Source organism: Variovorax sp. Varisp46 (assembly GCF_059491885.1).
Genome location: NZ_CP168515.1, coordinates 4,250,170 through 4,274,574, shown reverse-complemented (window position 1 = coordinate 4,274,574; position 24,405 = coordinate 4,250,170). Strand labels below are relative to the sequence as shown.

Annotated in this window: 26 protein-coding genes; 15 read left to right on the top strand and 11 right to left on the bottom strand. The window is 66.3% G+C overall.

Translation table 11 applies throughout. The annotated features are described in order from the left end of the window. Positions 1-2: 2 nt before the first annotated feature. From ACEN9N_RS20280 to ACEN9N_RS20250, 7 genes are all read right to left on the bottom strand, one after another. Complete coding sequence (locus ACEN9N_RS20280; RefSeq protein WP_413314313.1) at positions 3-1,286, bottom strand: histidine kinase; 1,284 nt, start codon at positions 1,284-1,286, stop codon at positions 3-5. A gap of 38 nt (positions 1,287-1,324) precedes the next feature. Further along, positions 1,325-2,653: a type II and III secretion system protein family protein gene (locus tag ACEN9N_RS20275; RefSeq protein WP_413314312.1), complete on the bottom strand. Its 1,329-nt coding sequence runs from the start codon at positions 2,651-2,653 to the stop codon at positions 1,325-1,327. A 42-nt stretch (positions 2,654-2,695) separates the two neighbouring features. Continuing rightward, a complete protein-coding gene (cpaB, locus tag ACEN9N_RS20270) occupies positions 2,696-3,709 on the bottom strand; it encodes a Flp pilus assembly protein CpaB (protein ID WP_495654393.1) in 1,014 nt (337 codons plus the stop codon). A gap of 73 nt (positions 3,710-3,782) precedes the next feature. After that, complete coding sequence (locus ACEN9N_RS20265) at positions 3,783-4,283, bottom strand: A24 family peptidase (protein WP_495654392.1); 501 nt, start codon at positions 4,281-4,283, stop codon at positions 3,783-3,785. A 16-nt stretch (positions 4,284-4,299) separates the two neighbouring features. Continuing rightward, positions 4,300-4,485: a Flp family type IVb pilin gene (locus ACEN9N_RS20260; RefSeq protein ID WP_495654391.1), complete on the bottom strand. Its 186-nt coding sequence runs from the start codon at positions 4,483-4,485 to the stop codon at positions 4,300-4,302. A gap of 421 nt (positions 4,486-4,906) precedes the next feature. Beyond that, positions 4,907-6,376: a L,D-transpeptidase family protein gene (locus tag ACEN9N_RS20255; RefSeq protein WP_495654390.1), complete on the bottom strand. Its 1,470-nt coding sequence runs from the start codon at positions 6,374-6,376 to the stop codon at positions 4,907-4,909. Further along, positions 6,343-7,434 (bottom strand): nuclear transport factor 2 family protein, encoded by a 1,092-nt coding sequence (locus tag ACEN9N_RS20250; RefSeq protein ID WP_007836233.1) that lies wholly within the window; start codon positions 7,432-7,434, stop codon positions 6,343-6,345. The genes ACEN9N_RS20255 and ACEN9N_RS20250 overlap by 34 nt, the downstream gene beginning before the upstream one ends. Positions 7,435-7,561: 127 nt before the next feature. On the opposite strand from ACEN9N_RS20250, the gene ACEN9N_RS20245 reads away from it, so the two are divergent. The 10 genes from ACEN9N_RS20245 to ACEN9N_RS20200 all read left to right on the top strand — a co-directional run bounded on the left by ACEN9N_RS20245 (position 7,562) and on the right by ACEN9N_RS20200 (position 17,685). After that, positions 7,562-8,524, top strand: coding sequence for a LysR family transcriptional regulator (locus tag ACEN9N_RS20245; protein WP_042673880.1), 963 nt, complete (start codon positions 7,562-7,564; stop codon positions 8,522-8,524). Positions 8,525-8,637: 113 nt separating this feature from the next. Further along, a complete protein-coding gene (locus ACEN9N_RS20240; protein WP_413314307.1) occupies positions 8,638-9,150 on the top strand; it encodes a cupin domain-containing protein in 513 nt (170 codons plus the stop codon). A 14-nt stretch (positions 9,151-9,164) separates the two neighbouring features. Next, positions 9,165-10,172, top strand: a complete 1,008-nt coding sequence (locus tag ACEN9N_RS20235; protein WP_413314306.1) for a hydroxyquinol 1,2-dioxygenase — start codon at positions 9,165-9,167, stop codon at positions 10,170-10,172. Positions 10,173-10,305: 133 nt separating this feature from the next. Continuing rightward, on the top strand, positions 10,306-11,769 hold the full coding sequence (locus ACEN9N_RS20230; RefSeq protein ID WP_495656407.1) for an aldehyde dehydrogenase family protein: 1,464 nt from the start codon (positions 10,306-10,308) through the stop codon (positions 11,767-11,769). A 44-nt stretch (positions 11,770-11,813) separates the two neighbouring features. Beyond that, a complete protein-coding gene (locus tag ACEN9N_RS20225) occupies positions 11,814-13,067 on the top strand; it encodes an ABC transporter substrate-binding protein (protein ID WP_495654389.1) in 1,254 nt (417 codons plus the stop codon). A gap of 12 nt (positions 13,068-13,079) precedes the next feature. Next, positions 13,080-13,799, top strand: coding sequence for an ABC transporter ATP-binding protein (locus ACEN9N_RS20220; RefSeq protein WP_413316421.1), 720 nt, complete (start codon positions 13,080-13,082; stop codon positions 13,797-13,799). Between the two features lie 130 nt (positions 13,800-13,929). Continuing rightward, a complete protein-coding gene (locus ACEN9N_RS20215) occupies positions 13,930-14,646 on the top strand; it encodes an ABC transporter ATP-binding protein (protein WP_495654388.1) in 717 nt (238 codons plus the stop codon). Beyond that, the gene (locus tag ACEN9N_RS20210) at positions 14,639-15,502 is read left to right on the top strand and encodes a branched-chain amino acid ABC transporter permease (protein ID WP_495654387.1); all 864 of its coding nucleotides are present in this window, start codon (positions 14,639-14,641) and stop codon (positions 15,500-15,502) included. Before ACEN9N_RS20215 ends, ACEN9N_RS20210 begins: the two co-directional genes overlap by 8 nt. Before the next feature lie 14 nt (positions 15,503-15,516). Further along, on the top strand, positions 15,517-16,530 hold the full coding sequence (locus ACEN9N_RS20205; protein ID WP_237726139.1) for a branched-chain amino acid ABC transporter permease: 1,014 nt from the start codon (positions 15,517-15,519) through the stop codon (positions 16,528-16,530). Between the two features lie 147 nt (positions 16,531-16,677). After that, positions 16,678-17,685, top strand: a complete 1,008-nt coding sequence (locus ACEN9N_RS20200; protein ID WP_413333658.1) for a Bug family tripartite tricarboxylate transporter substrate binding protein — start codon at positions 16,678-16,680, stop codon at positions 17,683-17,685. A gap of 124 nt (positions 17,686-17,809) precedes the next feature. Here the strand turns inward: ACEN9N_RS20200 and ACEN9N_RS20195 are convergent, their stop codons facing one another. Beyond that, a complete protein-coding gene (locus tag ACEN9N_RS20195) occupies positions 17,810-18,595 on the bottom strand; it encodes an IclR family transcriptional regulator domain-containing protein (RefSeq protein ID WP_413315767.1) in 786 nt (261 codons plus the stop codon). 130 nt (positions 18,596-18,725) lie between these two features. On the opposite strand from ACEN9N_RS20195, the gene ACEN9N_RS20190 reads away from it, so the two are divergent. Genes ACEN9N_RS20190 through pcaF form a run of 3 tightly spaced genes read left to right on the top strand, consistent with a single transcriptional unit; the run spans position 18,726 to position 21,325 of the window. Next, positions 18,726-19,427, top strand: coding sequence for a 3-oxoacid CoA-transferase subunit A (locus tag ACEN9N_RS20190; protein ID WP_007836209.1), 702 nt, complete (start codon positions 18,726-18,728; stop codon positions 19,425-19,427). Further along, positions 19,424-20,071, top strand: coding sequence for a 3-oxoacid CoA-transferase subunit B (locus ACEN9N_RS20185; RefSeq protein WP_007836208.1), 648 nt, complete (start codon positions 19,424-19,426; stop codon positions 20,069-20,071). Before ACEN9N_RS20190 ends, ACEN9N_RS20185 begins: the two co-directional genes overlap by 4 nt. Before the next feature lie 48 nt (positions 20,072-20,119). Then, positions 20,120-21,325: a 3-oxoadipyl-CoA thiolase gene (gene pcaF, locus ACEN9N_RS20180; RefSeq protein ID WP_007836207.1), complete on the top strand. Its 1,206-nt coding sequence runs from the start codon at positions 20,120-20,122 to the stop codon at positions 21,323-21,325. A gap of 42 nt (positions 21,326-21,367) precedes the next feature. Here pcaF and ACEN9N_RS20175 read toward each other — a convergent pair whose 3' ends face one another. Next, positions 21,368-21,880 carry a DinB family protein gene (locus tag ACEN9N_RS20175; protein ID WP_413315765.1) on the bottom strand — a complete coding sequence of 171 codons (513 nt, stop codon included), beginning with the start codon at positions 21,878-21,880 and terminating at the stop codon, positions 21,368-21,370. 102 nt (positions 21,881-21,982) lie between these two features. Here ACEN9N_RS20175 and ACEN9N_RS20170 point away from each other — a divergent pair, with 102 nt between their 5' ends. Both ACEN9N_RS20170 and ACEN9N_RS20165 read left to right on the top strand, forming a co-directional pair. Further along, positions 21,983-22,684: a TetR/AcrR family transcriptional regulator gene (locus ACEN9N_RS20170; protein WP_007836204.1), complete on the top strand. Its 702-nt coding sequence runs from the start codon at positions 21,983-21,985 to the stop codon at positions 22,682-22,684. Positions 22,685-22,696: 12 nt separating this feature from the next. Next, entirely contained in the window at positions 22,697-23,059 is a 363-nt protein-coding gene (locus ACEN9N_RS20165) for a hypothetical protein (protein WP_056595274.1), read from the top strand. A 26-nt stretch (positions 23,060-23,085) separates the two neighbouring features. Here the strand turns inward: ACEN9N_RS20165 and ACEN9N_RS20160 are convergent, their stop codons facing one another. Beyond that, positions 23,086-23,316, bottom strand: a complete 231-nt coding sequence (locus ACEN9N_RS20160; RefSeq protein ID WP_413315762.1) for a hypothetical protein — start codon at positions 23,314-23,316, stop codon at positions 23,086-23,088. Between the two features lie 133 nt (positions 23,317-23,449). Next, positions 23,450-24,397, bottom strand: coding sequence for a bifunctional Delta(1)-pyrroline-2-carboxylate/Delta(1)-piperideine-2-carboxylate reductase (lhpI, locus tag ACEN9N_RS20155; RefSeq protein WP_495654386.1), 948 nt, complete (start codon positions 24,395-24,397; stop codon positions 23,450-23,452). Positions 24,398-24,405: the final 8 nt, after the last annotated feature.

Here is a 24,405-nt window from a genome sequence, read left to right as displayed (position 1 = left end):
GCTCAACTTTCGTTTGAACTCTTCCAGAGCCCGGTGATTTGCGACATCAGTGCAACCCAGCGCTGATCTTTGGCCGGCGGTCGGCCCGACACGGACATGTACTGCTGATGGAGGCTTCGAGCGAGGCCTGTGACAGCTTGCGAATAGGGATCGCTGCGCGCGGTGCGTACCAGCATTTCCCCGCGGCTTGCCGCGGCCAGCAGCGCAGCGCTGCGCGCAGGCAGCACGTGCAGCAGCGGCAATTCGAGACGTTCGGCAATGTCCTTCGCCGACAGGCCGACATGACTGTCGAACTTGTTCACGACCAGGGAAAGATGCTCGGTCTCGATGCCTCGCGCGCGGAGCTCTTTCAGCAGGTTGGCAGTGGAGACGATGGCGCCGATGCTCTGGTCGCACACGACCCAGGTCTGCTGTGCTTCGTGCAGGGTTTGAGCGATGAAGTCGATGGTCGAGAAGCCGCCGAGGTCTGCGATCTGAAAGTCGAAGAAGTCGGAGAGTCTCCTGATCAGCGCTACGGAATCGGCGTGCGAGATCTCGCGCACCTGCGACAGGCTCGCGGGCAGCGGCAGCACGGCGACGCCGCTGGTGTGGTGTGCAAGAGCCGTGTGCAGCAGCGTCTGGTCCAGGCGTCGCAGGTTGCGTACGCCGTCGACGAAGCTGAAGCCGCTCTGGGTGTCCAGGTAAAGCAGTCCGTCGCGCGCAGGAAGACCGAGATCGAGCAAGGCCACGCCGTGTCGCGTTGCGCGCGATTGCGGTCTCGCGGGCGCGTTGGACAACTGGGTGTGCAGCATCAGGGCCAGGCTGGTCGCAAGTGTGGTCACTCCCAACCCGGCACGCGCGCCAAGCAGCGCAAGGGTGCTGCCGCGGGTACCGCCTTGCAGGCTGCTGCGGCGCTCGAGCAGTGTTTTCAATGTGGTCACTGCCTCGGTCGGCGCCGCCGCGACGTCGACGAAATCGTCGACACCTGCGCGCAGTGCCGCAAGCATCGCGGCGGGCTCCGCGGACGTTCCCATGGCAAGCACTGGCAAGGCGGGCCAATCTCTCTTCAAGCGCTGGTGAAGCTGGCTCGCACCAGTCACCTGGTCGGATGAGAAGTCGATGAATATCGCGGCCGGGCCGAGCAGGGCGATGCGCTCGTCGATTGACTTCGCGTCCGGAGCAAGCACGACTACGGAGCCCACCCGCCCGAGCGCATCGGTCAACCACGTGATGTGGCTGCCGTTGCTCGATGCGAACAGGTAGGTTTCCGCGCCTGTTTCGGGAATGCCGTCGCGTGGTGCGTTCATGAGGTCAGCATTTTTCTGGCGTTCACACTGCTGTTTCTTCAACGCGAGAAGCCGGGAAGCGCGGTGTTGGCTGCGCCGCCCAGGAAGATCGAGCGCCACACCGCGCCGTCGCGTTGTTCGGCGGTGCCCGGCAGGAACGGGGCGAGATCGGTGTTGCGTGCGATCGGCTTGACCAGATGCGGCGTCACCATGATCACCAGCTCCTTCTCGCTCATCTGGTACTTGTTCTGCCTGAAGAAGGAGCCGAGAACGGGGATGTCGCCGAGCAGCGGCACCTTGTCGACGTTGGACGACGTGGTGCGGCTCACCAGACCGCCGATGACGAAGCTCTCGCCATCGCCGAGTTCGACGGTCGTGTCCGCGCGGCGCGTCGTGATCGCGGGAACCGCGACGCCGTCGATGCTCAGGGCGTTGGTGTAGTCGAGGTCGCTCGCCTCCGGAGCGACCTTCAGGACGATGCGGTCGTTCGACAGGACCGTAGGGGTCACCGACAGGCCGATGCCGAAAGGCTTGTACTCGATGGTTGTTGCCCCAAGGCTTTGCGGTACTGGAATCGGCAACTCCCCACCAGCAAGGAAGCTAGCGCTCTGGCCCGACATGGCCACCAGCGTCGGCTCTGCAAGTACTCGCGCGAGGCCGTTGCCTTCGAGCAGGTTCAGCGTCAGCTTCATGCCGCGGCCCTTGTTGGCATTGCCAAAGCCCAAGGCAAGACCGAATGCATCCGCCAGAACGCCGCCCGGCGTGGTGTTGCTGAAGCTGAAGCCATGGCTGTTGGGGCCATAGGAGGAAAGGTTGAATCCCGCTTCCTTCAACACGCTCCGGCTGAACTCGACGACCTTGACTTCGACCTGGACGGTGTGGCTTCGGACGTTCACGACCGACCGGTCCTGCAGCGCAGTCTTTTCATCGGCGCTTGAAAGGGCGATATCCGTGGCCTGCTGATGCGCGGGGAGACTGTCGGTGGAGCCGGTCAGCACCGCCGCGCGGCGACGGACTTCCACGGCATACGTGGTGGCTGCGGGGCTGCCCTTTTCCCAAACCATCAAGGTCGTGCGTCCTGCCGCCTTACCCGTCATGATGAGGCGCGCACCGGGCGATCCCGCGGCCTTGCGGGTCAGCGTGACGCCGACCACGGCCTCGTCGGCGATGGCCATGCGATCGATGCCCTTGTCGACCAGCAGTTCCTGCTGGGTTCCCGCCTGCATCACGAGCGCAATGGGCTGCCGCGCGGGAGGTGTCTTTGTCTCCGGGCCAGCTGCCTGCGAAGCGGGCGGCACGATACCGAGCGAGACCAGGCACAGCGCGACGAGCGCAAGGCGAAATGGAGGCCGCCGATTCCTTGTGAACTGGCAGGGCAAATGCGGCATGTGTCTTCTTTCTTGAACTTGGACGGTCATTGGCTTGGCCGATCAATAGCGCATGGTTTCGCTTCGCTCGCCGCGGATCACTTCAACTTCGTTGCCTCCCCGCGCGGTCGGTGGGCCGCTGCGGGAGATTGCGTTTCCAGCCGGCGCATTGCGTGCCACTGCGTTCGCGCGGCGGGTGTTGTCGGTCGTGCCGCCAGAAACGAAATCCACCGCGGTCAAGCCTGCTTGAGCCTTGTCCAGCCCTTCGAGCGGGGCTCGACGCGGCGCGCCGGGCTTGGCCGGCGCGGGTTGCAATGCGGTCGGAAGTTCTGCGAAGAGCTTGGGATCGGGCTCGGCCGAGTCAGTCGGATTGCGCAGCGCCAGCAACAGCCGCCCACTGGATTCGCCCACCGTCAGGCGATTGATTTCGTCGACCGCGACCGCCAGAACAGCGGTTCTCGCCGCTTCCGCGCGTTGGGCCTGCGGCTGTGCCGTTCCGGCCTTGCCGTCCGCCCCCTTGGGTGGCAAACCGTCGACGGAGGCACTGCCGAATGCCAGCACGCGCTTGCGTGCGAGCAGCAGCCGCGCCTGGCTCCGGTCGACGTCCTTGTTGTCCGACTTGAACATCACGAAGACATCGACGAAGTCGCCTGGCTGGACCTTGTTTCCGACGCCCATGAGCTCGTCGGCCTTGACCGCCACCGCACGTTCGCCCTCCGCCACGCGCAATGCGAGTCCTGAGACGAGCTGGCCTTGAAGCAGCGGAGTGCCTTCGCCGAGGTCCATCACCGGCACACGTCCGATGGCATCCGCCGTTTCCTGGAACGCGCCCGCGGGGTTGATGGGCAGGCGCTCGACGCGAATCGCGTCGGCGGAAATGGCTTGTCCTGCCGGCAAGGGCTTCGATGCGACCACCACCGCATACGTCATCACCACCGGCGCCTTTGCTGGCGCGGCTATCGGAGCGGTGGCTGCTTTTGCAGGGGGAGCCTGCCTGCTGAGCATCCATGCATAGCCACCGAGCGCAATGGCAAGCAGCACGAGAATGGCGGCGACTATCTTGGTGAGATGGATCATGGGCGGCATTTAGAAGAAGGAATGTGCGCAACCGGAAAATCGACGACTGGCGGCTTCGCCGCCATGTGTGCGATCAACTCTGTCGCCCCCAGATCAGCCATACCGCGGTGGCCAGTGCCAGATAGGCTGCATAGGGAACAACACGAGGCCGGCGTCCGGACGGCGCCATGCCGTCGGCAGCAGAGCGTTGGTGCGCAAGCATCAACGCGAGCCGGGGAAGCACGGGCCAGCGCAGCAGCGCCAGCCAAAGAATGCCGTGGAGGGCGGCGAGCAGACTGCCGCCGATCCAGATGGGGAGGAGTGCCATGGGGCCAACCCATAGACCGAGAGCGCCAGCGAACTTCACGTCGCCCGCTCCCATGACGCCTGTGGCATAGAAAAGCAGGAGTGCGCCGAATCCGGCGGCAAAGCCAAGCAACGCTTCCGACCAGCCGATTCCCACGGGTTGAAACCCGAGGGCGAGTTGTACGAGCGCGGTGGCGGCGCCCGACAAGACCAGCCAGTTGGAGACGGTGCGCCTGCGGAAGTCATGGACGGCAATCAAGGCCAGCCAGAAGAGCAGGAGGGATTCCAAACGCAAACCGAAGACCTCAGGTAGTCGCCTTGGGCAACTTGCCGCCGATGTAATTGAACATGTCGATCAGTGCCTTGCCGATGCCAGTTGTCTCGGAAAAGATGCCGATCAAGATAATTGCCATCAACCCCGCAATAATTCCATATTCAATTGCGGTAGCACCTTCTTCATCGCGCAGAAAACGAGCAATAGATCCAAGCATGATTTCCCTTTCCAGGAGTGTTAACAAAGACTTGCAGGTCAATGTTATACAGCGTAACTCTGTGTATCAACAAGGAAGTGACTAGTACTTTTGTCTAACGGGTACTGAGCGAAAGAGATAAAGCAGGATGGCGGCCAGCCTTCTGCCGCCCGGAATCAGAAACGGCCTGCCCAACCGATTGACAGTTTGGAAACGAATATTTCCCTCTGTACGACACATGTCACCTCCCATAAAGATGGGATGTGTCGTTACGTCGCCGGGAACGCGCGAATGGGAAACGTTACGGGAACAAATGCGTTACGTGTTACGTAGCGCAGGCCCTCGGCGGGTCAGATGTAACATTGAAAAAAGGACAATCTCGTGAGCAAAAAGTCACGAGATCGCGGGGTGGCCTCGCCGCCGGGAGGGCTTCAACCGGGCCTCAGCCCAGGATTTCTTCGTGAAATAGCTTCCAGTCGGTACCCTGGCGTAACCAGTACTGGCGCCGGGAGCGTCCACTCTTTTCGCCTTCGAACACCTCGCCGAAGGTAACAATCATGGTGTCGTCACCGTCCCGCCAGTGGAGGTAAGACATGTCCTTGAGCTGTACGCGCTTGCCCTGCGCGTATTTCACTTCGTCGTCGACAGCCGAAATTCCTTCGGTGGATTTCTTGCTGCTGCGCTGGAAATCGGGCAAATAGAATTTCTTCAATTGCGCTTCATTTCCATTGGCCCGCGCATCTTTCCAGCCATTGATTGCGCCGGTAATCGATTGCGACTCTTTTTCCGCCTGAGGCTGCGTTATCCATTGCAGGCTGCGCGCGGTCACCACCGGGGTGGCGCCGATCTGCACTTTCCGCAAAAGCTGTTTCAGGTCGGGATTGGCCATGACCACGCAGCCGTCGCTCGCCAGCGGCGCCCGCGCGAACTGCTGGGGTGGGGTGCCGTGCAGCCAGATGCCGCCGCCAGTCTTGCCGCGCCGCAGGTCGTATGGGTTGGGGTAGTTGATGGGCAGGGCGCCCGCGCCGTAGAAGTCCTTCAGCGACTTCGGGTCGAGGCTGCTGGTGATGTAGTACACGCCCAGCGGAGTGCGCGCATCGCCTTCGGTGGCCTTGTCGGTGCCTGACTTGCCGACCGAGATGTAGTAGTCGGCCGTGAGCTTCAGGCCCTTGTCGGAGTTCTCGAACAGGTACAGCCGCGAGCGCGAGGCGTCGACGGCAATGGCATAGCGGCTGCGGGTGGAGAGCGCCAGGAACTGCGACGGCACGGTGTTGGCCGGCGGCCGCTCGCGCAGGGCCTGCAGGCGGCGCTTCGATTCCTCGTGCAGCTCGGCCATGGCCGGGCTGCCGCGCATCTTCGCGATGCTGGCGGTGTCGGGCAGCGCGTTCGACGGGGGCACCTGCGCCGCGAGCAGGTCGCCGTAGACGAGCTGCGCGAGCTGGAAGTTCGGATAGTCGCGCACCAGGTCGCGGGCCTTGGCCAGCGCGGGGCGGGCCTGGCCGCGGCCGAACATTTCGTAGACCGCGATCAGGCGTGCCTCTGCGTTGCCGGCTTCCTGGATGGGGGCCGCGTTGGAGGCGGGCTTTCGTGCGGGCCTTGCCGTGGCACCAGCCGTTCGGGCCTCTGCTGCAACCGCGCCCTTCCTGCTTTTGGGCTGTGCCTTGGCCGAAGACCGGCCGGCGGAGCGGTTGCCTGCATGGCTGCCTGCCGTGGCCTTGGCCTTGGCACTGCTGCCTGTCTTGGTGTTGTTCGACGCCAGTGCCGCACCGGGCGCTGCAAGCATCAGCGCGGAAGCGGTCATCAGGGCTGCGAGCAGCTGTCCGCTGCGCAGACGGAACGGGGGATTCTGAAGCCGGCCGTGCCGGACGATGTCTGCCACTAGCCGCCGACGCTTTCCTTGCGAATGTGCCAATGATTGCCGGAGCGCTGCATGTCCAGCGTCTTGCGGCTCGAGACGTTGAGGTTGTCCGCGCGATAGATCTGGCGGAACTTGGCGGTCGCGGTCTGTCCGTCGACCTTGATCGCGAGGTTCTCGATGTTCACGCTGATGCTCGTCTTGCCGACGATGCGGGCGCGGCGGTCTTCTTCCCAGCTCTTGCGGCTCTGGCCGCCCGCAGGCGCGAAGTCGGGGCCGTAGGCCGCGAGGTAGCGCTCCATGTCCTGGCTGGCCCAGGCCGAAGCCCAGGCACGCACGGCCGACTCGACTTCGGCATTGGACGCGGTGCTGGCCGCAGGCGCCGGTGCGGGCGCTGGCGCCGGCGTTGCCTCGGGCGCCTTGGGCGCGGCGGCTACCGGTGCAGGAGCGGCCGCGACCTTGGCCGGCGGCGGGGCAGCAGGGGCTGGCGCGGGAGCAGGTGCCTTGGCCACGGGTGCCGGTGCTGGCGCCGCCGAAGCGACTACGGCCGTAGGCTTGCCACCCACCGGCGTCGGCGTGAAGAGCGTGCGGATCACCGCCAGCTTGGGCTGCACGGCGGTGTTGTTCTGGTCGAGCTGCAGCGCCTTGCTGTAGGCCTGGCTGGCCAGCCGCGCATACACGTCGCCGAGGTTTTCCTGGGCGGTGGCGTAGCTGGGATTGGTGCGGATCGCGCTTTCGAGCGCGCCGCGTGCCTTGTCGAACTGGTTCTGGCTCGCGTAGATTACCGCGAGGTTGTTGTACGGCTCGGGCAGTTCGGGCGCATCTTGCGTGAGCTGCGTGAAGGCGGCGATGGCTTCTGCGCGCTTGCCGGTGTCGAGCTGGATCACGCCCTTGAGGAAGCGCATCTGCGGGTCGCGCGGCTTGTCCTTGAGGAAGGCGTCGGCCTTTGTCATGGCCTCGTCGAGCTTGCCGGCCTGCATGAGCTTGTCGACTTCCTCGTGCTCGGGGGCGGCCAGTGCCGGCAGCACGGCGCCGCAGGTTGCCGCAGCCAGGAACAGGGCGCGAACGGCGGGAGAGAAGCTGAAACGGGCGCGTGGCCGGGGGCTCTTGGGCATTGCGGACAAGACCTCGTAGGGGTGGGGGATGCGGCAGGCATTGTAAGTGGGTGGTTAACCTTCAGACACAGTGATGACGGTCTTTCGACCTGGCCGCAACACCGGGCTCGCGCAGTACAGTGCGGCCGTGGACCGTCTCCAAAGCATTGAAACCTTCGTTCGCGTCGCGCAGACCCAGAGCTTCGCGGAAGCCGCTCGGCAACTGCGCGTGGCCAACTCGGTCGTCACCACGCGGGTCAAGCAGCTGGAAGAGTTCCTGGGTGCGCCGCTGTTCCACCGCAGTACGCGCGTGGTGCGGCTCAGCGACATGGGCCAGGCCTTTCTGCGCGACTGCACGGAGCTGGTCGTGCGTGCCGAGAGCATCGTCGACCAGATGCGCGAAGCGCGCGGCACGCCCTCGGGCACGCTGCGCGTGCATGCGCTGACGGGCATGGTGCTGGGCCGCTTTGCCTCGCTGCTGCGCGAGTTCCAGACGACCTATCCCGACATCCACCTCGAACTGATCGTGAGCGATGCGGTGGCCGACCCGGTGAAAGCCGGCGTCGACTGCGCCCTGCAGATTTTTCCCGCCGCCTCGCAGGAGCTGGTGTCGCGGCCGCTGTTTCCGGTGCGGCGGGTGCTTTGCGCCACGCCGGCGTACCTCGAGGCGCACGGCATGCCCGCCACGCCGCGCGAACTGCATCGCCACAAGCTGGGCCTGTATTCGGGCTACCCCACGCGCGACCGCTGGACTTTTCACCACCAGGGCGAGCAGACCACCATCTACCTGTCCGCCGCGCTGCTGACCAACAGCGTGCATCTGCTGCGCGAATACGCACTGGAGCATGCGGGCATCGTCTGCCTGCCGACGCTGGTGGCGGGCGATGCCATTGCGCGCGGCGAGCTGTGCGTGGTGCTGGCCGAGCACCAGCTGTCGTCCTTTTCGCTCAGCGCGGTGTATGCGGGCACCTCGCGCAATGCGCTGAAACTGCGCCTGTTCATCGAGCACATCGCCACCCGCTTCACGCGCGTGCCGCCGTGGGACGCGGCGCTGATCGAGCGCGGGCTCATCCCGGCGGAACTCATCGAGTTCAGCCGGGCCAGCGGTTAGGGGGTAAACCCCAGCGATTATTCGGAAGCGCCGAATAATCCTCTTCCAAACTGATCCCTACCGGCGGCGTCGGTTGACTCCTAGAGTTCGCTCATCACAGGAGACACCCCGCCATGACCGCAACCGCCTACCAAACCCGCTTCGGGTCGCTCAAGCACTTCGAGAAGGGCCACGTCGAACCGATCGACGACGACGTGCGCCACTACGCGTTTTCCAACTGCTTCGAGATCGCGAGCATCAGCCAGCCCTACGAGAAGGTCGTGTTCGGCCAGAACCAGATCTACGTGCTGGAGACGCTGCGCGCCGAAGGCACCTCGCCCTGGTACACCTGCGCACACGACGAGTTCGCGCTCGTGATGGACGGCGATGTCGAAGTGCACCTGGTGCAGCTCGACGCCGCGCAGGCGGTGGCTGACAAGGACAAGAACGGCGCAGTGCTGGTCAAGGGCGAACCGCAGGGCAGGAAGATGGGCTGGATGAAGCTCTCGCGCGGCCACCAGGGCCTGCTGCCGAAGAACACCGCCTACCAGTTCCGCAGTGCCGGCGAGCCGGGCGTGATCGTGCTGCAGAGCTGCAAGGGCGATCTCTCCGTGGAAAAGTGGGCTGACATCTGCCAAACCCATTGAACAGGAGCCACACCATGAACGCACCCGCAGAACTCGCCAAGGTGATCGCGTCGCAGCCCGACGCCACACTCGGCTACAAGGACTTTTCGCTCGGCAGCTTCAGCTTCCACCGCGACGAATACTTCGTGCACATCGGCTGGAAGACCCGCGACGGCCGCCCGATGAGCCACACCATGGACGCCGGCAGCTACCTGCGTGCGCTGATGCGCGACGTGGCCTGGGGCTTCTTCTACGGCTGGGTCAACTTCGACGACGTGTTCGGCACCGTCAACCACTACGAGTCGGTCGACCTGTACGCCGGCAGCTTCAACGGCACCATGAAGGATGCGGGCATCGACCTGCTCGAGAACTTCCCCACGGCGCAGATCCGCGCCACCTTCGAGGCCATGCTCGACGACTGGACCAACGAGGCTTTCGACCCGTTCGCAGCGCCGCAGGAAACCGGCTCGCCCTACGGCCGCAAGAAGGGCAACAACACCGCCAAGATCACGAGGGCGCGCGAACTGGCCAAACGCTGCGTGGGCCTGAAGGGCGACCTCGACCTGCGCAGCGACGAACGCGGCGCACCGGTCAACCGCGCCTTTGCCGACGTGCCGCAGGGCCAGCCCGAGCTGCACCCCGAGCCCGGCTTCGAGAACGAGGTGCATGCCTTCAATCTCTTCGGCTTCCTGAGCCGTTCGCAGGTCACGTGGAACCCGAGCTTCACCTCGGTGGTGAAGCACAGCTACATGTGCCCGACGACCGAGGAGCACATCCTGCCGATCATCCATGGCAACGACCGCGTCGAGTGGTTCTTCCAGATGACCGACGAGATCCACTGGGACTGCGGCGACAAGAACACCGGCAAGCCCATGGCCCGCGTGATCATGAAGGCGGGCGACATGGCGGCCATGCCAGCGTACTGCCGCCACCAGGGCTTCAGCCCCAAGCGGTCGATGCTGCTGGTGTGGGAGAACGGGTCGCCGAGCCTGGTCTTCGAGATCCAGAAGGGCGAGTCGCCCGAGATCCCTGTGCAGTTCTGAACTGTCTTGCTCCCTCCCCCTCCGGGGGAGGACAGGGGTGGGGGCTCTGCGAGCCCGCGCCCTCTTTGAAGAAGCCCCCACCCCAACCCTTCCCCAGCGGGGGAGGGAGAGGAAATCCATGCCTGCCTCTACCATCCGCCACCAGCTCTTCATCGACGGCCGCTTCGTCGACGCCGAGTCCGGCGAAACCCTCGCCACGCTGAACCCGCACGACAACACGCCCATCGCCAACGTCGCGCTCGCCGGCAAGGCCGACGTCGACAAAGCGGTTGCGGCTGCGAAGCGCGCCTTCCCCAAATGGAGCCGCATGGCCGCCGCAGACCGCGGCCGCATCCTGCTGAAACTCGCCGACCTCATCGAGGCCAACGGCGAAGAACTCGCGCGCCTCGAATCGCTCGACACCGGCCACCCGATCCGCGATTCGCGCCGGCTCGACGTGCCGCGCACCGCCGCGTGCTTCCGCTACTTCGGCGGCATGGCCGATAAGTTCCAGGGCGAAACCATTCCGGTCGAAGAAGGCTTCCTCAACTACACGCTGCGCGAGCCGGTCGGCATCGTCGGCCAGGTGGTGCCGTGGAATTTCCCGCTGATGTTCACGAGCTGGAAGATGGCGCCCGCGCTCGCGGCCGGCAACTGCATCGTGATGAAGCCGGCCGAGATCACGCCGCTGAGTTCGCTGCGCATCGCCGAGTTGATGGCCGAGGCGGGCCTGCCGCCCGGCGTGGTCAACATGCTGCCGGGCCTGGGCAGCGTGGCGGGCCAGTACATCGCCGAACATCCGGAGATCGCGAAGATCGCCTTCACCGGCAGCACCGCCACCGGGCGGCGCATCGTGCAGGCCAGCGCGGGCAACCTGAAGAAGGTGCAGCTCGAACTCGGCGGCAAGGGGCCCAACATCGTGTTCGAGGACGCGAACCTGCAGGCGGCCGTCAATGGCAGTGCATGGGCCATCTTCCACAACCAGGGGCAGGCCTGCATCGCGGGCTCGCGGCTGATGCTGCACGAGAAGATCGCCGATGCCTTCCTTGAGCAGTTCATTCCGCTCGCCAGGTCCATCCGCCTCGGCAACCCGCTGGACGACGCGACGGAGATGGGGCCGCTCACCAGCGCACAGCATCGTGAGCGCGTGCTGAGCTATGTCGATGTGGCGCAAGGCGAGGGCGGTGAACTGCTCGCTGGCGGCAAATCGCCTGGCGGCGATCTCGCGAAGGGCTGCTACGTCGAGCCGACCGTGATGCGTGCGAAGTCCTACAGGGACCGCGTCGCGCAGGAAGAAGTCTTCGGCCCTTTCGTCACCGTGCTCACCTTCAAGAACGACGAGGAGGCGATGCAGATCGCCAACGGCACCGACTACGGCCTCGGCAGCGGCCTGTGGACCAACGACCTGCAGCGCGCCCACAAGGTGGCGCGCGACCTGCACGCCGGCATGGTCTGGATCAACAGCTACAAGCGCGTGAATCCCGGCTCGCCCTTCGGCGGCGTGGGTCAGAGCGGCTACGGCCGCGAGATGGGCTTCGACGCGATGCGCGAATACACGCAGGTCAAGAGCGTGTGGGTGAATGTCGACGCGCAGATACCGCCGCATTTCGTGCGCTGATCCCGGTCGTTGCGGCAATACAAACACAAGAGACGGAGACAACCATGGCATTCAATCGCAGACAGTTCACGCAGGCCACGGCCGCGCTGGTCGCCTCGGGCGCAAGCCCGTTGGTGTTCGCGGCCGACACGCTCAAGATCGGCTATGTCTCGCCGCAGACCGGCCCGCTCGCACCCTTCGGCGAGGCCGACAAATGGGTGATCGAGCAGATGAAGACCGCCTTCAAGGACGGCATCAGCCTCGGTGGAAAGAAGTACGCCGTGCAGATCGTGCTGAAGGACAGCCAGTCGAACCCCAACCGCGCGGGCGAGGTGGCGAACGACCTGATCCTGAAGGACAAGGTGGCGCTGGTGCTCACCGCCGGAACGCCCGAGACCGCCAACCCGGTGAGCGATGCCTGCGAGCTCAACGAGGTGCCATGCATCTCCAGCGTGGTGCCGTGGCAGCCCTGGTTCTTCGGCCGCAAGGGCGATCCGGCGAAGGGCTTCAACTGGACGTACCACATGTTCTGGGGGCTGGAGGACGTCATCGCCAACTTCACCAACGGCTGGAAGACCGTGGCCACCAACAAGAAGGTCGGCGGCCTGTTCCCCAACGATGGCGACGGCAATGCATGGGGCGACAAGGAGCTGGGCTTTCCGAAGCCGCTCGCGGCAATGGGCTTTACGCTCACCGACCCGGGCCGCTTCCAGAACGGCACGCAGGACTTCAGCGCGCAGATCGCGGCTTTCAAGAAGGAGGGTGTCGAGATCGTCACCGGCGTGGTGATTCCGCCCGACGCCAAGACTTTCCTCACGCAGGCGCGGCAACAGGGCTTCAGGCCGAAGGTCATCACGCTGGGCAAGGCGCTGCTGTTCCCGGGCGCGATCGAGGCGCTGGGCGACCTGGGCGACGGCCTCTCGACCGAGGTGTGGTGGAGCCCTTCGCATCCCTTCACTTCGAGCCTCACGCAGCAGAGCGCGAAGGCGCTGGCCGACGCGTACGAGGCCGGCACGAAGAAGCAGTGGACGCAGCCGATCGGCTTCGCGCATGCGCTGTTCGAGGTGGCGGCGAATGCGCTCGGGCGGGCAAAGTCGCTGAAGGCTGCCGACGTGCGCGACGCGGTTGCGTCGACGTCGATCAACTCGGTGGTCGGGCCGGTGAAGTGGGGCGGGCAGGGGCCGTTCAAGAATGTCAGCAAGACGCCGCTGGTGCTCGGCCAGTGGGGCAAGGGCAGCAAGTACAAGGTGGAACTGACCATCGTGAACAACGAGGCGGCGACGAACATTCCCACCGGCGGCAAGCTGCGGCTGCTCTGAAGAGCGAACGCAATGACGCTGCTGGCACTGCATGCCGTGAGCAAGTCCTACGGCGCGCTCAAGGTCACCGACGACATCACGCTGTCAGTGACCGAGGGCGAGACGCTGGGCATTCTCGGGCCCAACGGCGCGGGCAAGACCACGCTGTTCAACCTGATCTCGGGCGACGTACGTGTCGACGCGGGGCGCGTGGAGTACGCGGGCCGCGACGTGACGCGGCTGAAGCCGCACCAGCGCTGCCATGCGGGCATCGGCCGCAGCTACCAGGTGCCGCAGCCCTTCGGCAACATGAGCGTGTTCGAGAACCTGGTGACCGCTGCCTGCTTCGGCGGACAGCAGACGGAGCGCGAGGCCTGGCACACGGCGCACGAGGTGCTGGAGCAGACGGGCCTGATGGCGCATGCGAACAAGCCGGCGGGCGGGCTGACCCTGCTCGACCGCAAGCGGCTGGAACTGGCGCGCGCGCTGGCGACGCGGCCGCAGCTGCTGCTGCTCGACGAGATCGCGGGCGGGTTGACGGAGCCCGAGGCCGCGGTGCTGGTCGGCGAGCTCCAGCGCATCAAGGCGCGCGGCGTGACGATGATCTGGATCGAGCATGTGGTGCATGCGCTGCTGTCGCTGGCGGACCGGTTGTTCGTCATCAACTTCGGGCAGAAGCTGGCCGAGGGCGCGCCGCGGGCGGTGATGAACGACCCGGAGGTGCGGCGGGTGTACATGGGGATGGAAGCATGAGTGCGCGTCGACTTTGTATTGCTCCTTCCCCCTCTGGGGGAAGGCCGGGATGGGGGCATGACGGCGCCACCATTTCATCGCAGCTTGCCCCCACCCCAACCCTCCCCCAGAGGGGGAGGGAGCAAAGACCATGAGCGCGCTGCTCGACACCCACGTACTCAAGGCCTTCTACGGCGACGCCCAGGCCTTGTTCGGCATCGACTTCTCGCTGACCCAGGGCGAGCTCGTCGCCATCATCGGCGCCAACGGCGCCGGCAAGTCGACCTTCCTCAAGAGCCTGACGGGCCTGGTGCGTGCGCCCGGTGAGGCGATCCGCTTCAAGGGCGAGCCCATCGGCGGGCTCCCTCCCGGCGATATCGTGCGCCGCGGCCTTGCCATGGTCCCCGAGGGCCGCAGGCTGTTTCCGAGCCTCAGCGTCGAGGAGAACCTGCTCATGGGCGCCACCGCCGCGCGCAAGGGGCCGTGGAACCTGCCGCGCCTCTACGCCCTGTTCCCCATCCTCGCCGAAAAGCGCCACCAGCCGGGCACCTCGCTGTCGGGTGGCCAGCAGCAGATGGTCGCGCTCGGCCGCGCGCTCATGAGCAACCCCGAGGTGCTGCTGTGCGACGAGCTGTCGCTCGGCCTCGCGCCCATCGTCATCCGCGAGATCTACGCGGCGATGCCGGCCATCACCGCGGAAGGCATGACCGTCGTGATCGTCGAGCAGGACGTGACCATGGCGCGGCAGGTCTCGCGGCGCATCTACTGCTTCCAGGAAGGCCGCGTGTCGCTCGAAGGCAACTCCGCCGACCTCACGCGCGAGCAGATATCGCAGGCCTACTTCGGCATGGAGGCTGCCCATGCTTGAGACCCTCGTTCAGGGCGTGCTGCTCGGCGGCCTCTACACGCTGTTCGCGCTGGGCCAGTCGCTGATGTTCGGCGTGATGCGGCTCACCAACACGGCGCAGGGCGACTTCATCATCCTCGGCGCGTTCGCGGTCATCGCGGGCGTGTCGCTGACGGGAGATGCGGCGCCGTGGCTGGTCGCGCTCGCGGTGCTGCCGGTGGCCTTCGGCTTCGGCTACGCGCTGCAGCGCTACGTGCTCAACGGCACGCTGGGGAAGGACCCGCTGCCTTCGCTGGTCGTCACCTTCGGTTTGTCGATCGTGATCCAGAACCTGTTGCTCGAACTGTTCTCGGCCGATCCGCGCGCCATAGAGACCGGCGGGCTCAATACGCAGGGCATTGCGCTGGGCGATGCAATGTCGCTGGGCGTGCTGCCGCTGATCGTGCTGGCCATCGCGGTCGGTGCGACGGGGGCGCTGCAGTGGCTGTTCGCGCGCACGGCGCTGGGGCGTTCGTTCCGCGCCGTGTCCGACGACCGCGAGATCGCGGAGCTCATGGGGCTCAATGCGAAGAAGGTCTATGCGCTGGCAACGGCGATTGCCTTCGTGCTCATCGCCATCGCAGGTGCGCTGCAGGGCATGCGCACCACGGTTTCTCCTTCGGACGGCCCGCTGCTGCTGCTCTTCGCATTCGAGGCCGTGATCATCGGCGGCATGGGCTCCTTCTGGGGCACGCTGGCGGGCGCGATGATCCTCGGCATCACGCAGCAGATCGGCTTCAGGCTGGACCCGGGCTGGGGCATCTGGTTCGGGCACATCGTTTTCCTGGTGGTGCTGGTGCTGCGGCCGCAAGGCCTTTTCCCCAAGACACGTGGATGAAGCGGATGACGAACATGCCCCCACCCCTCATTGCCGTCGAGCGCGCCACCGCTGCGAGCCGCGCTGCACTCTTCGCCGGCATCGCCCTCGTGCTCGTCGCCGCCAGCCTGCCGTGGTGGGGCGAGTCGAGCTGGATGCGCGAGTTCGTCGAGATCGCCTGCTACTTCATCTTCGCGATGATGTGGAACCTGCTCGCGGGCTACGGCGGCATGGTGAGCATCGGGCAGCAGGCCTTCTTCGGTTTCGGCGGCTACGTGATGCTGATGCTCGGCAACTTCGCGGGCGTCAATCCTTTCGTGGCGATACCGCTGGGGGCGCTGGCGGCAGGGCTTGTGGCGATACCGGTGTCCTTCGTCGCGTTCCGGCTTTCGGGCGGTTACTTCGCCATCGGCACCTGGGTCATCGCGGAGGTGTTTCGGTTGAGCTTCGCCAACGTGTCGGCGGTGGGCGGCGGCTCGGGCACCACGCTCACCGCGCTGCGCGGCATCGACAAGGCGACACGCGAAAGCACCACCTACTGGATGGCGCTGGCCTGCGTGGTTGCGGCGGTCGCGCTGGTGTATCTGTTCCTGCGCAGCAAGCGCGGGCTGGCGCTGCTGGCGATTCGCGACAACGAAGTGGCGGCCGAGTCGCAGGGCATTCCGGTCGCGCGCATGAAGCTCGCGGTGTACGTGGTCGCGGCCTTCGGCGCGGGCCTCGCGGGGGCGCTGTACTTCGTGGGCAACCTGCGCATCAGCCCCGATGCTGCCTTCAGCGTCAACTGGACCGCCTTCGCCATCTTCATGGTGGTGATCGGCGGCATTGGCCGCATCGAAGGGCCGCTGGTGGGAGCGCTCATCTTCTGGGCGCTCAACAAGTTCCTGAGCGACTACGGCACGTGGTATCTGCTCGGACTCGGCCTGATGGCCATTCTCGTGACCCTGTTCTTCAAGCAGGGACTCTGGGGCTACGCGCAGCACCGCTGGGGCTGGTCGCTGTTTCCCACGCAGCGCAAGCTGCTGCACGCGCCCGGCAAGCCCGCGCGATAGACGCCATCCGATGTGAAAACCCCAGCGTCGTGTCCGTTGGGACTTGCGCAACGCAGCCCGGTCCTGTAACGTGTTGTAAATGCGATGGTCAGCTGGCGTTCAGACAGCGTTCCGCATTTCCTGGTTTTCACTCTCTCTGGAGTCACCTTGACAATCACCAAACGCCGCCTCCTCGAAGGCGGCGCGGCAGCCGTTGCCGCCTCGTTCTTCGCGAAAGCTTCGTGGGCCCAACGCACCGCTCCCGCCGGCGAAGCCGCCTGGCCGACCAAGCCTGTGCACATCCTCGTGGGATTTCCCGCCGGCGCGTCGCCCGACCTCGCGGCCCGCGCCATCGCCGAACCCCTGTCGAAAATCCTGCGCCAGCCGGTGGTGGTCGAAAACAAGCCCGGCGCCAGCGGCAACACCGTGGCCGACCTGGTGGCCAAGGCCACCGACGACCACACCGTCGGCGCGCTGATCAACGGCAACCTCACCATCGCGAAGCTGCTCAATCCGTCGCTGCCTTTCGACCCCGAGAAAGACTTCGCGCCGATCGGCCTCATCGGCACCGCACCGCTGGTGCTCGTGGTGTCGGGCAGCGCCTCCGGCAAGACCGCGGCCGAACAACTGCTGTGGGTGCGCAACCTCGGCACCGGCGCCAGGTACGGCACGCCGGGCGTGGGCACGGTGGGCCACCTGGGCATGGAGCTGCTGAAGAGCCGCGCCGCCATCACCGCGCAGCACAAGCCCTACACCGGCAACCCGCAGGTCATTGCGGGCCTGCTGGCCAACGAGATCCAGCTGGCGCTGCTGCCGCCCGGCCTGGCCTTGCCGCACATCAAGTCGGGCAAGGTGAAGGCCATCGGCGTGACCTCGCCCGAGCGCAGTCCGCTGGCCGGTGAACTGCCCAGCATCCGCGACGCCGACGTGCGCGGCGCCGACCTCGAGATCTGGACCGCGCTGGCCGCGCCCGCGGGCATGAAGCCCGCGGCCGTCACCAAGCTCAACGCGGCGCTGGTCGAGGTGATCAGCTCGACCGACGTGAGCCAGGCCCTGCTCAAGACCGGCTGGCAGGCGCAGCCCGGCTCGCCCGACACGCTGGCCAAGCGCATGCGCGCCGACACCACGCGCCTGGGCGGGGTGATCCTCATGAAGGGCATTCACTCCGAGGGCTGAGCTCGCCCCCAGGCTTCGCGCACTTCGTGTCGCTTCTCCTACCCCTACCGGGGGCAACACCAGCGGCCCGGCGAAGCCGGTTCCGCGGTGTTCCTGGAAAGGGCCAACGGCTGCGTGCGGTTGCCTAAAGAAGCTGCGAGACTTTCTTCGCGGCATCGACCAGGGCCGGCAGCATCGTCTCCTGCATCACCTTCGCGCTGGTGCGGTTCGCCTGCCCGCTGATGTTGAGTGCGGCCACCATGCGGCCGTGCCGGTCGACGATGGGGGCGGCCACCGAGATCAGGCCTTCTTCCAGTTCCTGGTTCACCAGGCACCACTGCTGCCTGCGCGCTTGCGCCACCTTGGCCATGAGCACCTCGATGTCGGTCACCGTGTGCTTGGTCAGCGCCTGGATGTCGGAGGCTTCGAGCCGTGCGCGCACCTCGTCGTCTTCCAGGTCGGCCAGCAGCAGCCGGCCCAGCGACGTGCAGTAGGCCGGCAGGCGGGAGCCCACGCCCAGGCTGATGCGCATGATCTTCTGCGTGGGCACGCGCAGCACGTAGACGATGTCCGTTGCATCGAGCACGGCGGCCGAGCACGACTCCTGCACCTGCTGCACCAGCGCCTCCATCACCGGCTCGGCGCGGTTCCAGATCGGCATCGACGACAGGTACGCGAAGCCGAGGTCGAGGATGCGCGGCGTGAGCGTGAAGAGCTTGCCGTCCGTCACCACGTAGCCCAGCGTCTGCAGCGTGAGCAGGATGCGCCGCGCCCCCGCACGCGTGAGCCCGCTGCCGGCCGCCACCTCGCTGAGCGTCTGGTGCGGCGCATTCGCGCTGAAAGAGCGAATCACCTGCAGCCCCCGCGCAAAAGACTGGACGTAGCTGTCGCCGGGCGCGGGTGTGTCGGTTTGTGCGGGGTGGGTTGCCATGGTGGTCGATCCTCTTTAGAATTCATTATACGAACAAATGTTCTTTAGACGAACAAATCGGCGGTTCGCAGAATCGATCGGCGTGTTCAGGTGGTTCGGTTTCTTTTCCTCACTCCCGGAGACAGGCTTCATGATCAACAAGATCGCGCGCTCGGTCGCCGATGCCCTGGCAGGCATCCAAGACGGCGCCACGGTTCTCATCGGCGGTTTCGGCACCGCCGGCATTCCCAACGAACTCATCGAGGGCCTCGTCGAACAGGGCGCCAAGGACCTCACCGTCGTCAACAACAACGCCGGCAACGGCGAGACCGGCCTTGCGGCGCTGCTCAAGGCAGGGCGCGTGCGCAAGATCATCTGCAGCTTCCCGCGCCAGGCCGACAGCCAGGTGTTCGACGGCCTCTACCGCAGCGGCAAGATCGAGCTCGAACTGGTGCCCCAGGGCAACCTGGCCGAGCGCATCCGCGCCGCGGGCGCCGGCGTCGGCGCCTTCTTCTGCCCCACCGGCTACGGCACGCAACTCGCCGGCAACCGCGAAACCCGCGAGATCGACGGCGTGCAGTACGTGCTCGAGTACCCCATCCGCGGCGACGTGGCGCTCATCAAGGCCGAGCGCGGCGATCGCTGGGGCAACCTGGTCTACCGCAAGGCCGCGCGCAACTTCGGCCCGGTGATGGCCATGGCCTCGAAGAAGACCATCGCCACCGTGCACGACATCGCCGAACTCGGCACCCTCGACCCGGAGACCATCGTGACCCCGGGCATCTTCGTGCACCAGGTGGTGCGCATCGAACGCGTGGCCACGCAGGCCGGCGGCTTCAAGAAGGCAGCATGACCATGAGCTACACACGTCGCACCAAGGACCAGCTCGCAGCGCGAGTGGCACAAGACATCTTCGACGGCGCCGTCGTCAACCTCGGGATCGGCCAGCCCACGCTGGTGGCCAACCACCTGCCCCAGGGCCGCGAGGTCATCCTGCAGAGCGAGAACGGCATCCTCGGCATGGGTCCTGCGCCCGAGGCCGGCGAGGAAGACTACGACCTCATCAACGCCGGCAAGCAGCCCGTCACGCTGCTGCCGGGCGGCTCGTTCTTCCACCACTCCGACAGCTTTGCGATGATGCGCGGCGGCCATCTCGACATCTGCGTGCTCGGCGCGTTCCAGGTGTCGGCCACCGGCGACCTCGCCAACTGGCACACCGGCGAGAAAGACGCCATTCCCGCGGTGGGCGGTGCGATGGACTTGGCTATCGGCGCCAAGCAGACTTGGGTCATGATGGACCTGCTCACGAAGCAGGGCGCGAGCAAGCTGGTGAAGGAGTGCACCTATCCGCTGACCGGCATCGGCTGCGTCAAGCGCGTGTACTCCGACCTGGCCACGCTGGAATGCACACCCGAAGGCCTGAAGCTCGTCGACCTGGTCGATGGCCTGAGCCGCGAGGAACTCGAGAAGCTCGTGGGCTTGCCGATCGCCGCCTGAGGCGGATTTCCGGTACCCGAATCAACATCCTTCCAAAAGAGACAGACCATGACCAACCACGCCTTCATCTGCGACGCAGTCCGCACCCCCTTCGGCCGCTACGGCGGCTCGCTCAGCAGCGTGCGTGCCGACGACCTCGGCGCCGTGCCCCTGCGCGCGCTGATGGAACGCAACAAGAACGTCGACTGGCAAGCCGTGAGCGACGTGCTCTACGGCTGCGCCAACCAGGCCGGCGAAGACAACCGCAACGTGGCGCGCATGTCGGCGCTGCTCGCGGGCCTGCCGCTCGAAATCGGCGGCGGCACCATCAACCGCCTGTGCGGCTCGGGCCTCGACGCCGTGGGCACCGCGGCCCGCGCCATCCGCGCCGGTGAAGCCGGCCTGATGATCGCCGGCGGTGTGGAAAGCATGAGCCGCGCGCCTTTCGTCATGCCCAAGGCCGAGAGCGCCTTCAGCCGCAACAACGCGGTGTACGACACCACCATCGGCTGGCGCTTCGTCAACAAGCTCATGAAGGCGCAGTACGGCGTCGACTCCATGCCCGAGACGGCCGAGAACGTGGCCACCGACTACAAGATCGAGCGCGAGGCGCAGGACCTGATGGCGCTGAACTCGCAGCTGCGCGCCGTGGCCTCGCAGAAGTCCGGCTTCTTCGACGCCGAGATCGTGCCCGTGACGGTGCCGCAGAAGAAGGGCGACGCGATCATCGTCAACAAGGACGAGCATCCACGCGAGACCAGCCTCGAATCGCTCGCCAAGCTCAAGGGCGTGGTGCGCCCCGACGGCACCGTCACCGCCGGCAACGCCAGCGGCGTGAACGACGGCGCCTGCGCGCTGCTGCTGGCCGACGAAGCCAGTGCCGCCAAGCACGGCCTGACGCCGCGCGCCCGCGTGGTCGGCATGGCCACCGCCGGCGTTGCGCCGCGCGTGATGGGCATCGGCCCCGCGCCCGCCACGCAGAAGGTGCTGGCGCTGACCGGCCTCACCATCGACCAGATCGACGTCATCGAACTCAACGAAGCCTTCGCCGCACAAGGCCTTGCCGTGCTGCGCCTGCTGGGCCTGAAGGACGACGACGCGCGCGTCAACATCAACGGCGGTGCCATCGCGCTGGGCCATCCGCTGGGTGCCAGCGGTGCGCGCCTGGCCACCACCGCAGTCAACCAGCTGCACAAGGGCGGTGGCCGCTATGCGCTGTGCACGATGTGCATCGGCGTGGGGCAGGGCATTGCGGTGATTCTCGAACGCGTCTGACCGGCAACCCCACCGCGGACGCGATGCCCCGATCCCGCGCCGCTACGCATTCCGCTCGCGGCGCGCGGGCTCGGCCTGGTGCAGATAGCCGGTGAATGTGTCGGGTGGCGACGACCCCGTGAGCCGGGTCATGATCTGGCCGGCCTCGCCCCGGTGATAGCCGCCATGGGCCACCACGTGGCCCAGCATCTCCTCGCGTGACATGCGGCCCGGGCTGCCGTCGGTGAACGTGAACTCGATGCTTTCCGCAAGCTCCTCCGGACTCAGGCGCGCGACGTAGTCGACGTACCAGCGGTCCGTTTCCCTGACCGATTCGGCCAGCGCTTCCAGGCCTGGCGGCTCGCGCGAGCCCGTCGCCGTGTATGCGTGCGCCTTGCGCTGGAGATTCGCAACGAAGATGCGGTCGACGATGCAGGCGTGGTTGAACACGCGCATTGCGCAGCGGTACTCGTCGGCCGGGCCCTTCGCGGCCAGGCCTGCGAGACCTGCCAGGAGCCCTTCGTCGGCCCAGGCCTTGTACCGGAACAGCGAAGCCAGAAGCGTCTGCGTACTCATCACAATCTCCCCTTGAACGGTTGAATGCACGCGTTGCGTGCGGTCCTATTCTTGAGTGGAGCCTCGAACTTGGGTACTCGCATTCCCCCACAGCGCAGGACCATGCGCAAAGCGCCCCGGCAGCAGCGTTCGCGCGTCACGGTGGACGCGATCATCGAGGCCGCAACTCGCGTTCTGGCGCACCGCGGATGGGCGCGGTTCACCACCAACGAGATCGCGGCGGTGGCCGGTGTCAGCGTCGGCTCGCTCTATCAGTACTTCCCGGACAAGCTGGCCATCGCCGAGGCGATCCGGCAGCGCCACCTCGACGAAGTGCTCGTGGCGCTGTCCGGCACCGACGATGAAGTCGAGCAAGAGGGCGATGCGGTGGCCATGCTGCCGCGTCGGGTGGAGCGCTTCGTCGACGGCGTCATCGCCGCCCACTCGGTCGATCAGGCGCTGCACCGCGTGTTGATGGGCGAGGTGCCGCTCGCCGCGCGTTCGAGCTACCCCGAGTTCGAGGCGCAATACCAGCGGCGCTACCGGGCCCTTGTCGCCGAAAGCCGGGGACCGGGAGAAAGCGCCGATACCGAGGTCGCGGCCCGCATGCTCTCGTCCGCGGTCGAAGGCGCGGTTCATGCGGCAGCACGGCGTGGTGACCTGGAGACCCCCGTGATGAAGACCGAGCTCGTCAGGCTGGTTCTCGCCTACCTGAGCGATCGCCAGCGTGCGGGCCGAGGCTCCATCGGCATGCGGGTTGCCGGTGTGGACACAGCCTCGGACCCTGACCACAATGCCCCGACCCCGCGCCTTCGCGGGTGCTGAAAGGTCATCGCGATGAAAAATATGCTCGTGCCGGTTTGCCTGGCCCTGGCTCAGATGATGGTCGTGCAGGTGGCGTCCGCCCAGTCTTCCGGCGAAGTCGACCCGGCGCAGGGCAAGGCGCGGCCCACTGCGCCCACCACCAAGGCGGAACGCGCCGAGGCCCGCAAGGAACGCCGCGCGGACGGCGCCGCTGCCGCACGCGGACCGCAGATGCAGGAAGGCGAGGTCCGCCCGACGACCGCGCCGAAGATGTCGAGGGAAGAGCGCCGGGCCGCGGCGGCCAAGCGTCGCGCGGCGAACCGCGAAGCGATGAAGGCGGGTCAGCTCTCGCGCGGCGGCAGCAACGACGCGCCGGAAAAGCAGAAAAAGCCCTGAAGCTGAGCGGGTGCCTGGCCGGGCCGTCAGGCGCAGGCCTTGGCCGAGCGCAATTGCAGCAAGGCCAGCATCCGCGCCTCCTCCGCGTCCCGCAGGCTCTTGGCGGCGCGCCTGGCAGAGTACGACACGTAGAGCGTGTCGATCGCCTTCTCCCAGCATTGGGCCGTCTGGTGGATGCAGTCGGCACTCCCCGGTTCGGCCGGCACGGTGTATCCGGCCTTGCGGAGGATGTTGGCTTTGTGTTGGGTGCTGAGCATGTGGCCCCCGTCGGTAGTTCAGGAGCACGATAGCCGCAATGCACAATATTTACTATTGGCTACAAGGCGTATCCGGATGTTGGAAAAATCCGTCCTGACAGGGGTTTTTTCGCCAAAGACTAAGCCATAAGGATTAGGCCATGTCTCTCGATTGCCACACCAGGGTGGCGGCGGCCAGGTCTTCGAGCGCGCTTCCGACGGCCTTGAACACGGTGCGCTCCTCGGCGCCGGAGCGGCCCGGGCGCTCTGCGCGGCAAAGGGCGGCGAGGGTGCCGCCGACGTCTTCCGCCCGCAGCGTGCCGGCGGCGATCGCATCGAGCAGGTCGCCGGATTTCTGCAGCGCCTCGTCGGTGTCGACGAAGGTGCGGGCACCCGCAAAGCACTGCGCATCGGCCTCGCGCATGGCCGGAGTGAAACTGCCGATCAAGTCCAGGTGCGAGCCCGGTGCCAGCCATTCGCCGCGCACCAATGGCGAGGTGGCCAGCGTGGCGCAACTCACAATGTCGGCTTGGCGCACGGCCGCTTCCAGGTCGGTGACGGCTCGCGCGTTCCAGCCCTCGGCGCGCCACTGTGCGGCCAGCGTCTCGGCGCCTTCGGCCCGGTGGTTCCACACCCACAATTCGTCGATGGGCCGCACGCTCGCATGCGCGGCGGGAAGCATGCGCGCGATGCGGCCGGTGCCCAGCACCAGCAACCGGCGTGCGTCCTCGCGCGCCAGGAACGACGCGCCCAGCGCCGAGGCCGCCGCAGTGCGGCGCGCAGTGATCTCGTTGCCGTCCATCATCGCCAGCGGCACGCCGGTGTGCGCGTCGTACAGCACATAGGTCGCATGCAGCCCGGGCAGGCCGCGCGCGCTGTTGCCCGGAAAGATGTTGATGGTCTTGATGCCCAGGAAGCCCGCATCGCTCCATGCCGGCATGATGAGCACCGTGCCCCTGTTCCCGCCGCCCGAGGCGGTCTCGATGCCATGCACATGGCGCGGCGGCACCTGCGCTCCGGCAACGAAGGCCGCGTGCAGTGCGGGCACCAGCCGCTCGAAGCTCAGGGGAGCGCGGGTGGCGGCCTCGTCGAAGTGTTTCATGGCGGTTG

What these genes read in the sequence shown, in the direction of transcription:
- ACEN9N_RS20175 (WP_413315765.1), bottom strand. Translation starts at nt 21,880, where the DNA reads ATGAGTACGCAGACGCTTCTGGCTTCGCTGTTCCGGTACAAGGCCTGG.
- ACEN9N_RS20165 (WP_056595274.1), top strand. Translation starts at nt 22,697, where the DNA reads ATGAAAAATATGCTCGTGCCGGTTTGCCTGGCCCTGGCTCAGATGATG.
- ACEN9N_RS20225 (WP_495654389.1), top strand. Translation starts at nt 11,814, where the DNA reads ATGGCATTCAATCGCAGACAGTTCACGCAGGCCACGGCCGCGCTGGTC.
- ACEN9N_RS20260 (WP_495654391.1), bottom strand. Translation starts at nt 4,485, where the DNA reads ATGCTTGGATCTATTGCTCGTTTTCTGCGCGATGAAGAAGGTGCTACC.
- ACEN9N_RS20220 (WP_413316421.1), top strand. Translation starts at nt 13,080, where the DNA reads ATGACGCTGCTGGCACTGCATGCCGTGAGCAAGTCCTACGGCGCGCTC.
- ACEN9N_RS20280 (WP_413314313.1), bottom strand. Translation starts at nt 1,286, where the DNA reads ATGAACGCACCACGCGACGGCATTCCCGAAACAGGCGCGGAAACCTAC.
- ACEN9N_RS20215 (WP_495654388.1), top strand. Translation starts at nt 13,930, where the DNA reads ATGAGCGCGCTGCTCGACACCCACGTACTCAAGGCCTTCTACGGCGAC.
- lhpI (WP_495654386.1), bottom strand. Translation starts at nt 24,397, where the DNA reads ATGAAACACTTCGACGAGGCCGCCACCCGCGCTCCCCTGAGCTTCGAG.
- cpaB (WP_495654393.1), bottom strand. Translation starts at nt 3,709, where the DNA reads ATGATCCATCTCACCAAGATAGTCGCCGCCATTCTCGTGCTGCTTGCC.
- ACEN9N_RS20210 (WP_495654387.1), top strand. Translation starts at nt 14,639, where the DNA reads ATGCTTGAGACCCTCGTTCAGGGCGTGCTGCTCGGCGGCCTCTACACG.
- ACEN9N_RS20185 (WP_007836208.1), top strand. Translation starts at nt 19,424, where the DNA reads ATGACCATGAGCTACACACGTCGCACCAAGGACCAGCTCGCAGCGCGA.
- ACEN9N_RS20250 (WP_007836233.1), bottom strand. Translation starts at nt 7,434, where the DNA reads ATGCCCAAGAGCCCCCGGCCACGCGCCCGTTTCAGCTTCTCTCCCGCC.
- ACEN9N_RS20235 (WP_413314306.1), top strand. Translation starts at nt 9,165, where the DNA reads ATGAACGCACCCGCAGAACTCGCCAAGGTGATCGCGTCGCAGCCCGAC.
- ACEN9N_RS20170 (WP_007836204.1), top strand. Translation starts at nt 21,983, where the DNA reads ATGCGCAAAGCGCCCCGGCAGCAGCGTTCGCGCGTCACGGTGGACGCG.
- ACEN9N_RS20160 (WP_413315762.1), bottom strand. Translation starts at nt 23,316, where the DNA reads ATGCTCAGCACCCAACACAAAGCCAACATCCTCCGCAAGGCCGGATAC.
- ACEN9N_RS20205 (WP_237726139.1), top strand. Translation starts at nt 15,517, where the DNA reads ATGCCCCCACCCCTCATTGCCGTCGAGCGCGCCACCGCTGCGAGCCGC.
- ACEN9N_RS20275 (WP_413314312.1), bottom strand. Translation starts at nt 2,653, where the DNA reads ATGCCGCATTTGCCCTGCCAGTTCACAAGGAATCGGCGGCCTCCATTT.
- pcaF (WP_007836207.1), top strand. Translation starts at nt 20,120, where the DNA reads ATGACCAACCACGCCTTCATCTGCGACGCAGTCCGCACCCCCTTCGGC.
- ACEN9N_RS20195 (WP_413315767.1), bottom strand. Translation starts at nt 18,595, where the DNA reads ATGGCAACCCACCCCGCACAAACCGACACACCCGCGCCCGGCGACAGC.
- ACEN9N_RS20190 (WP_007836209.1), top strand. Translation starts at nt 18,726, where the DNA reads ATGATCAACAAGATCGCGCGCTCGGTCGCCGATGCCCTGGCAGGCATC.
- ACEN9N_RS20240 (WP_413314307.1), top strand. Translation starts at nt 8,638, where the DNA reads ATGACCGCAACCGCCTACCAAACCCGCTTCGGGTCGCTCAAGCACTTC.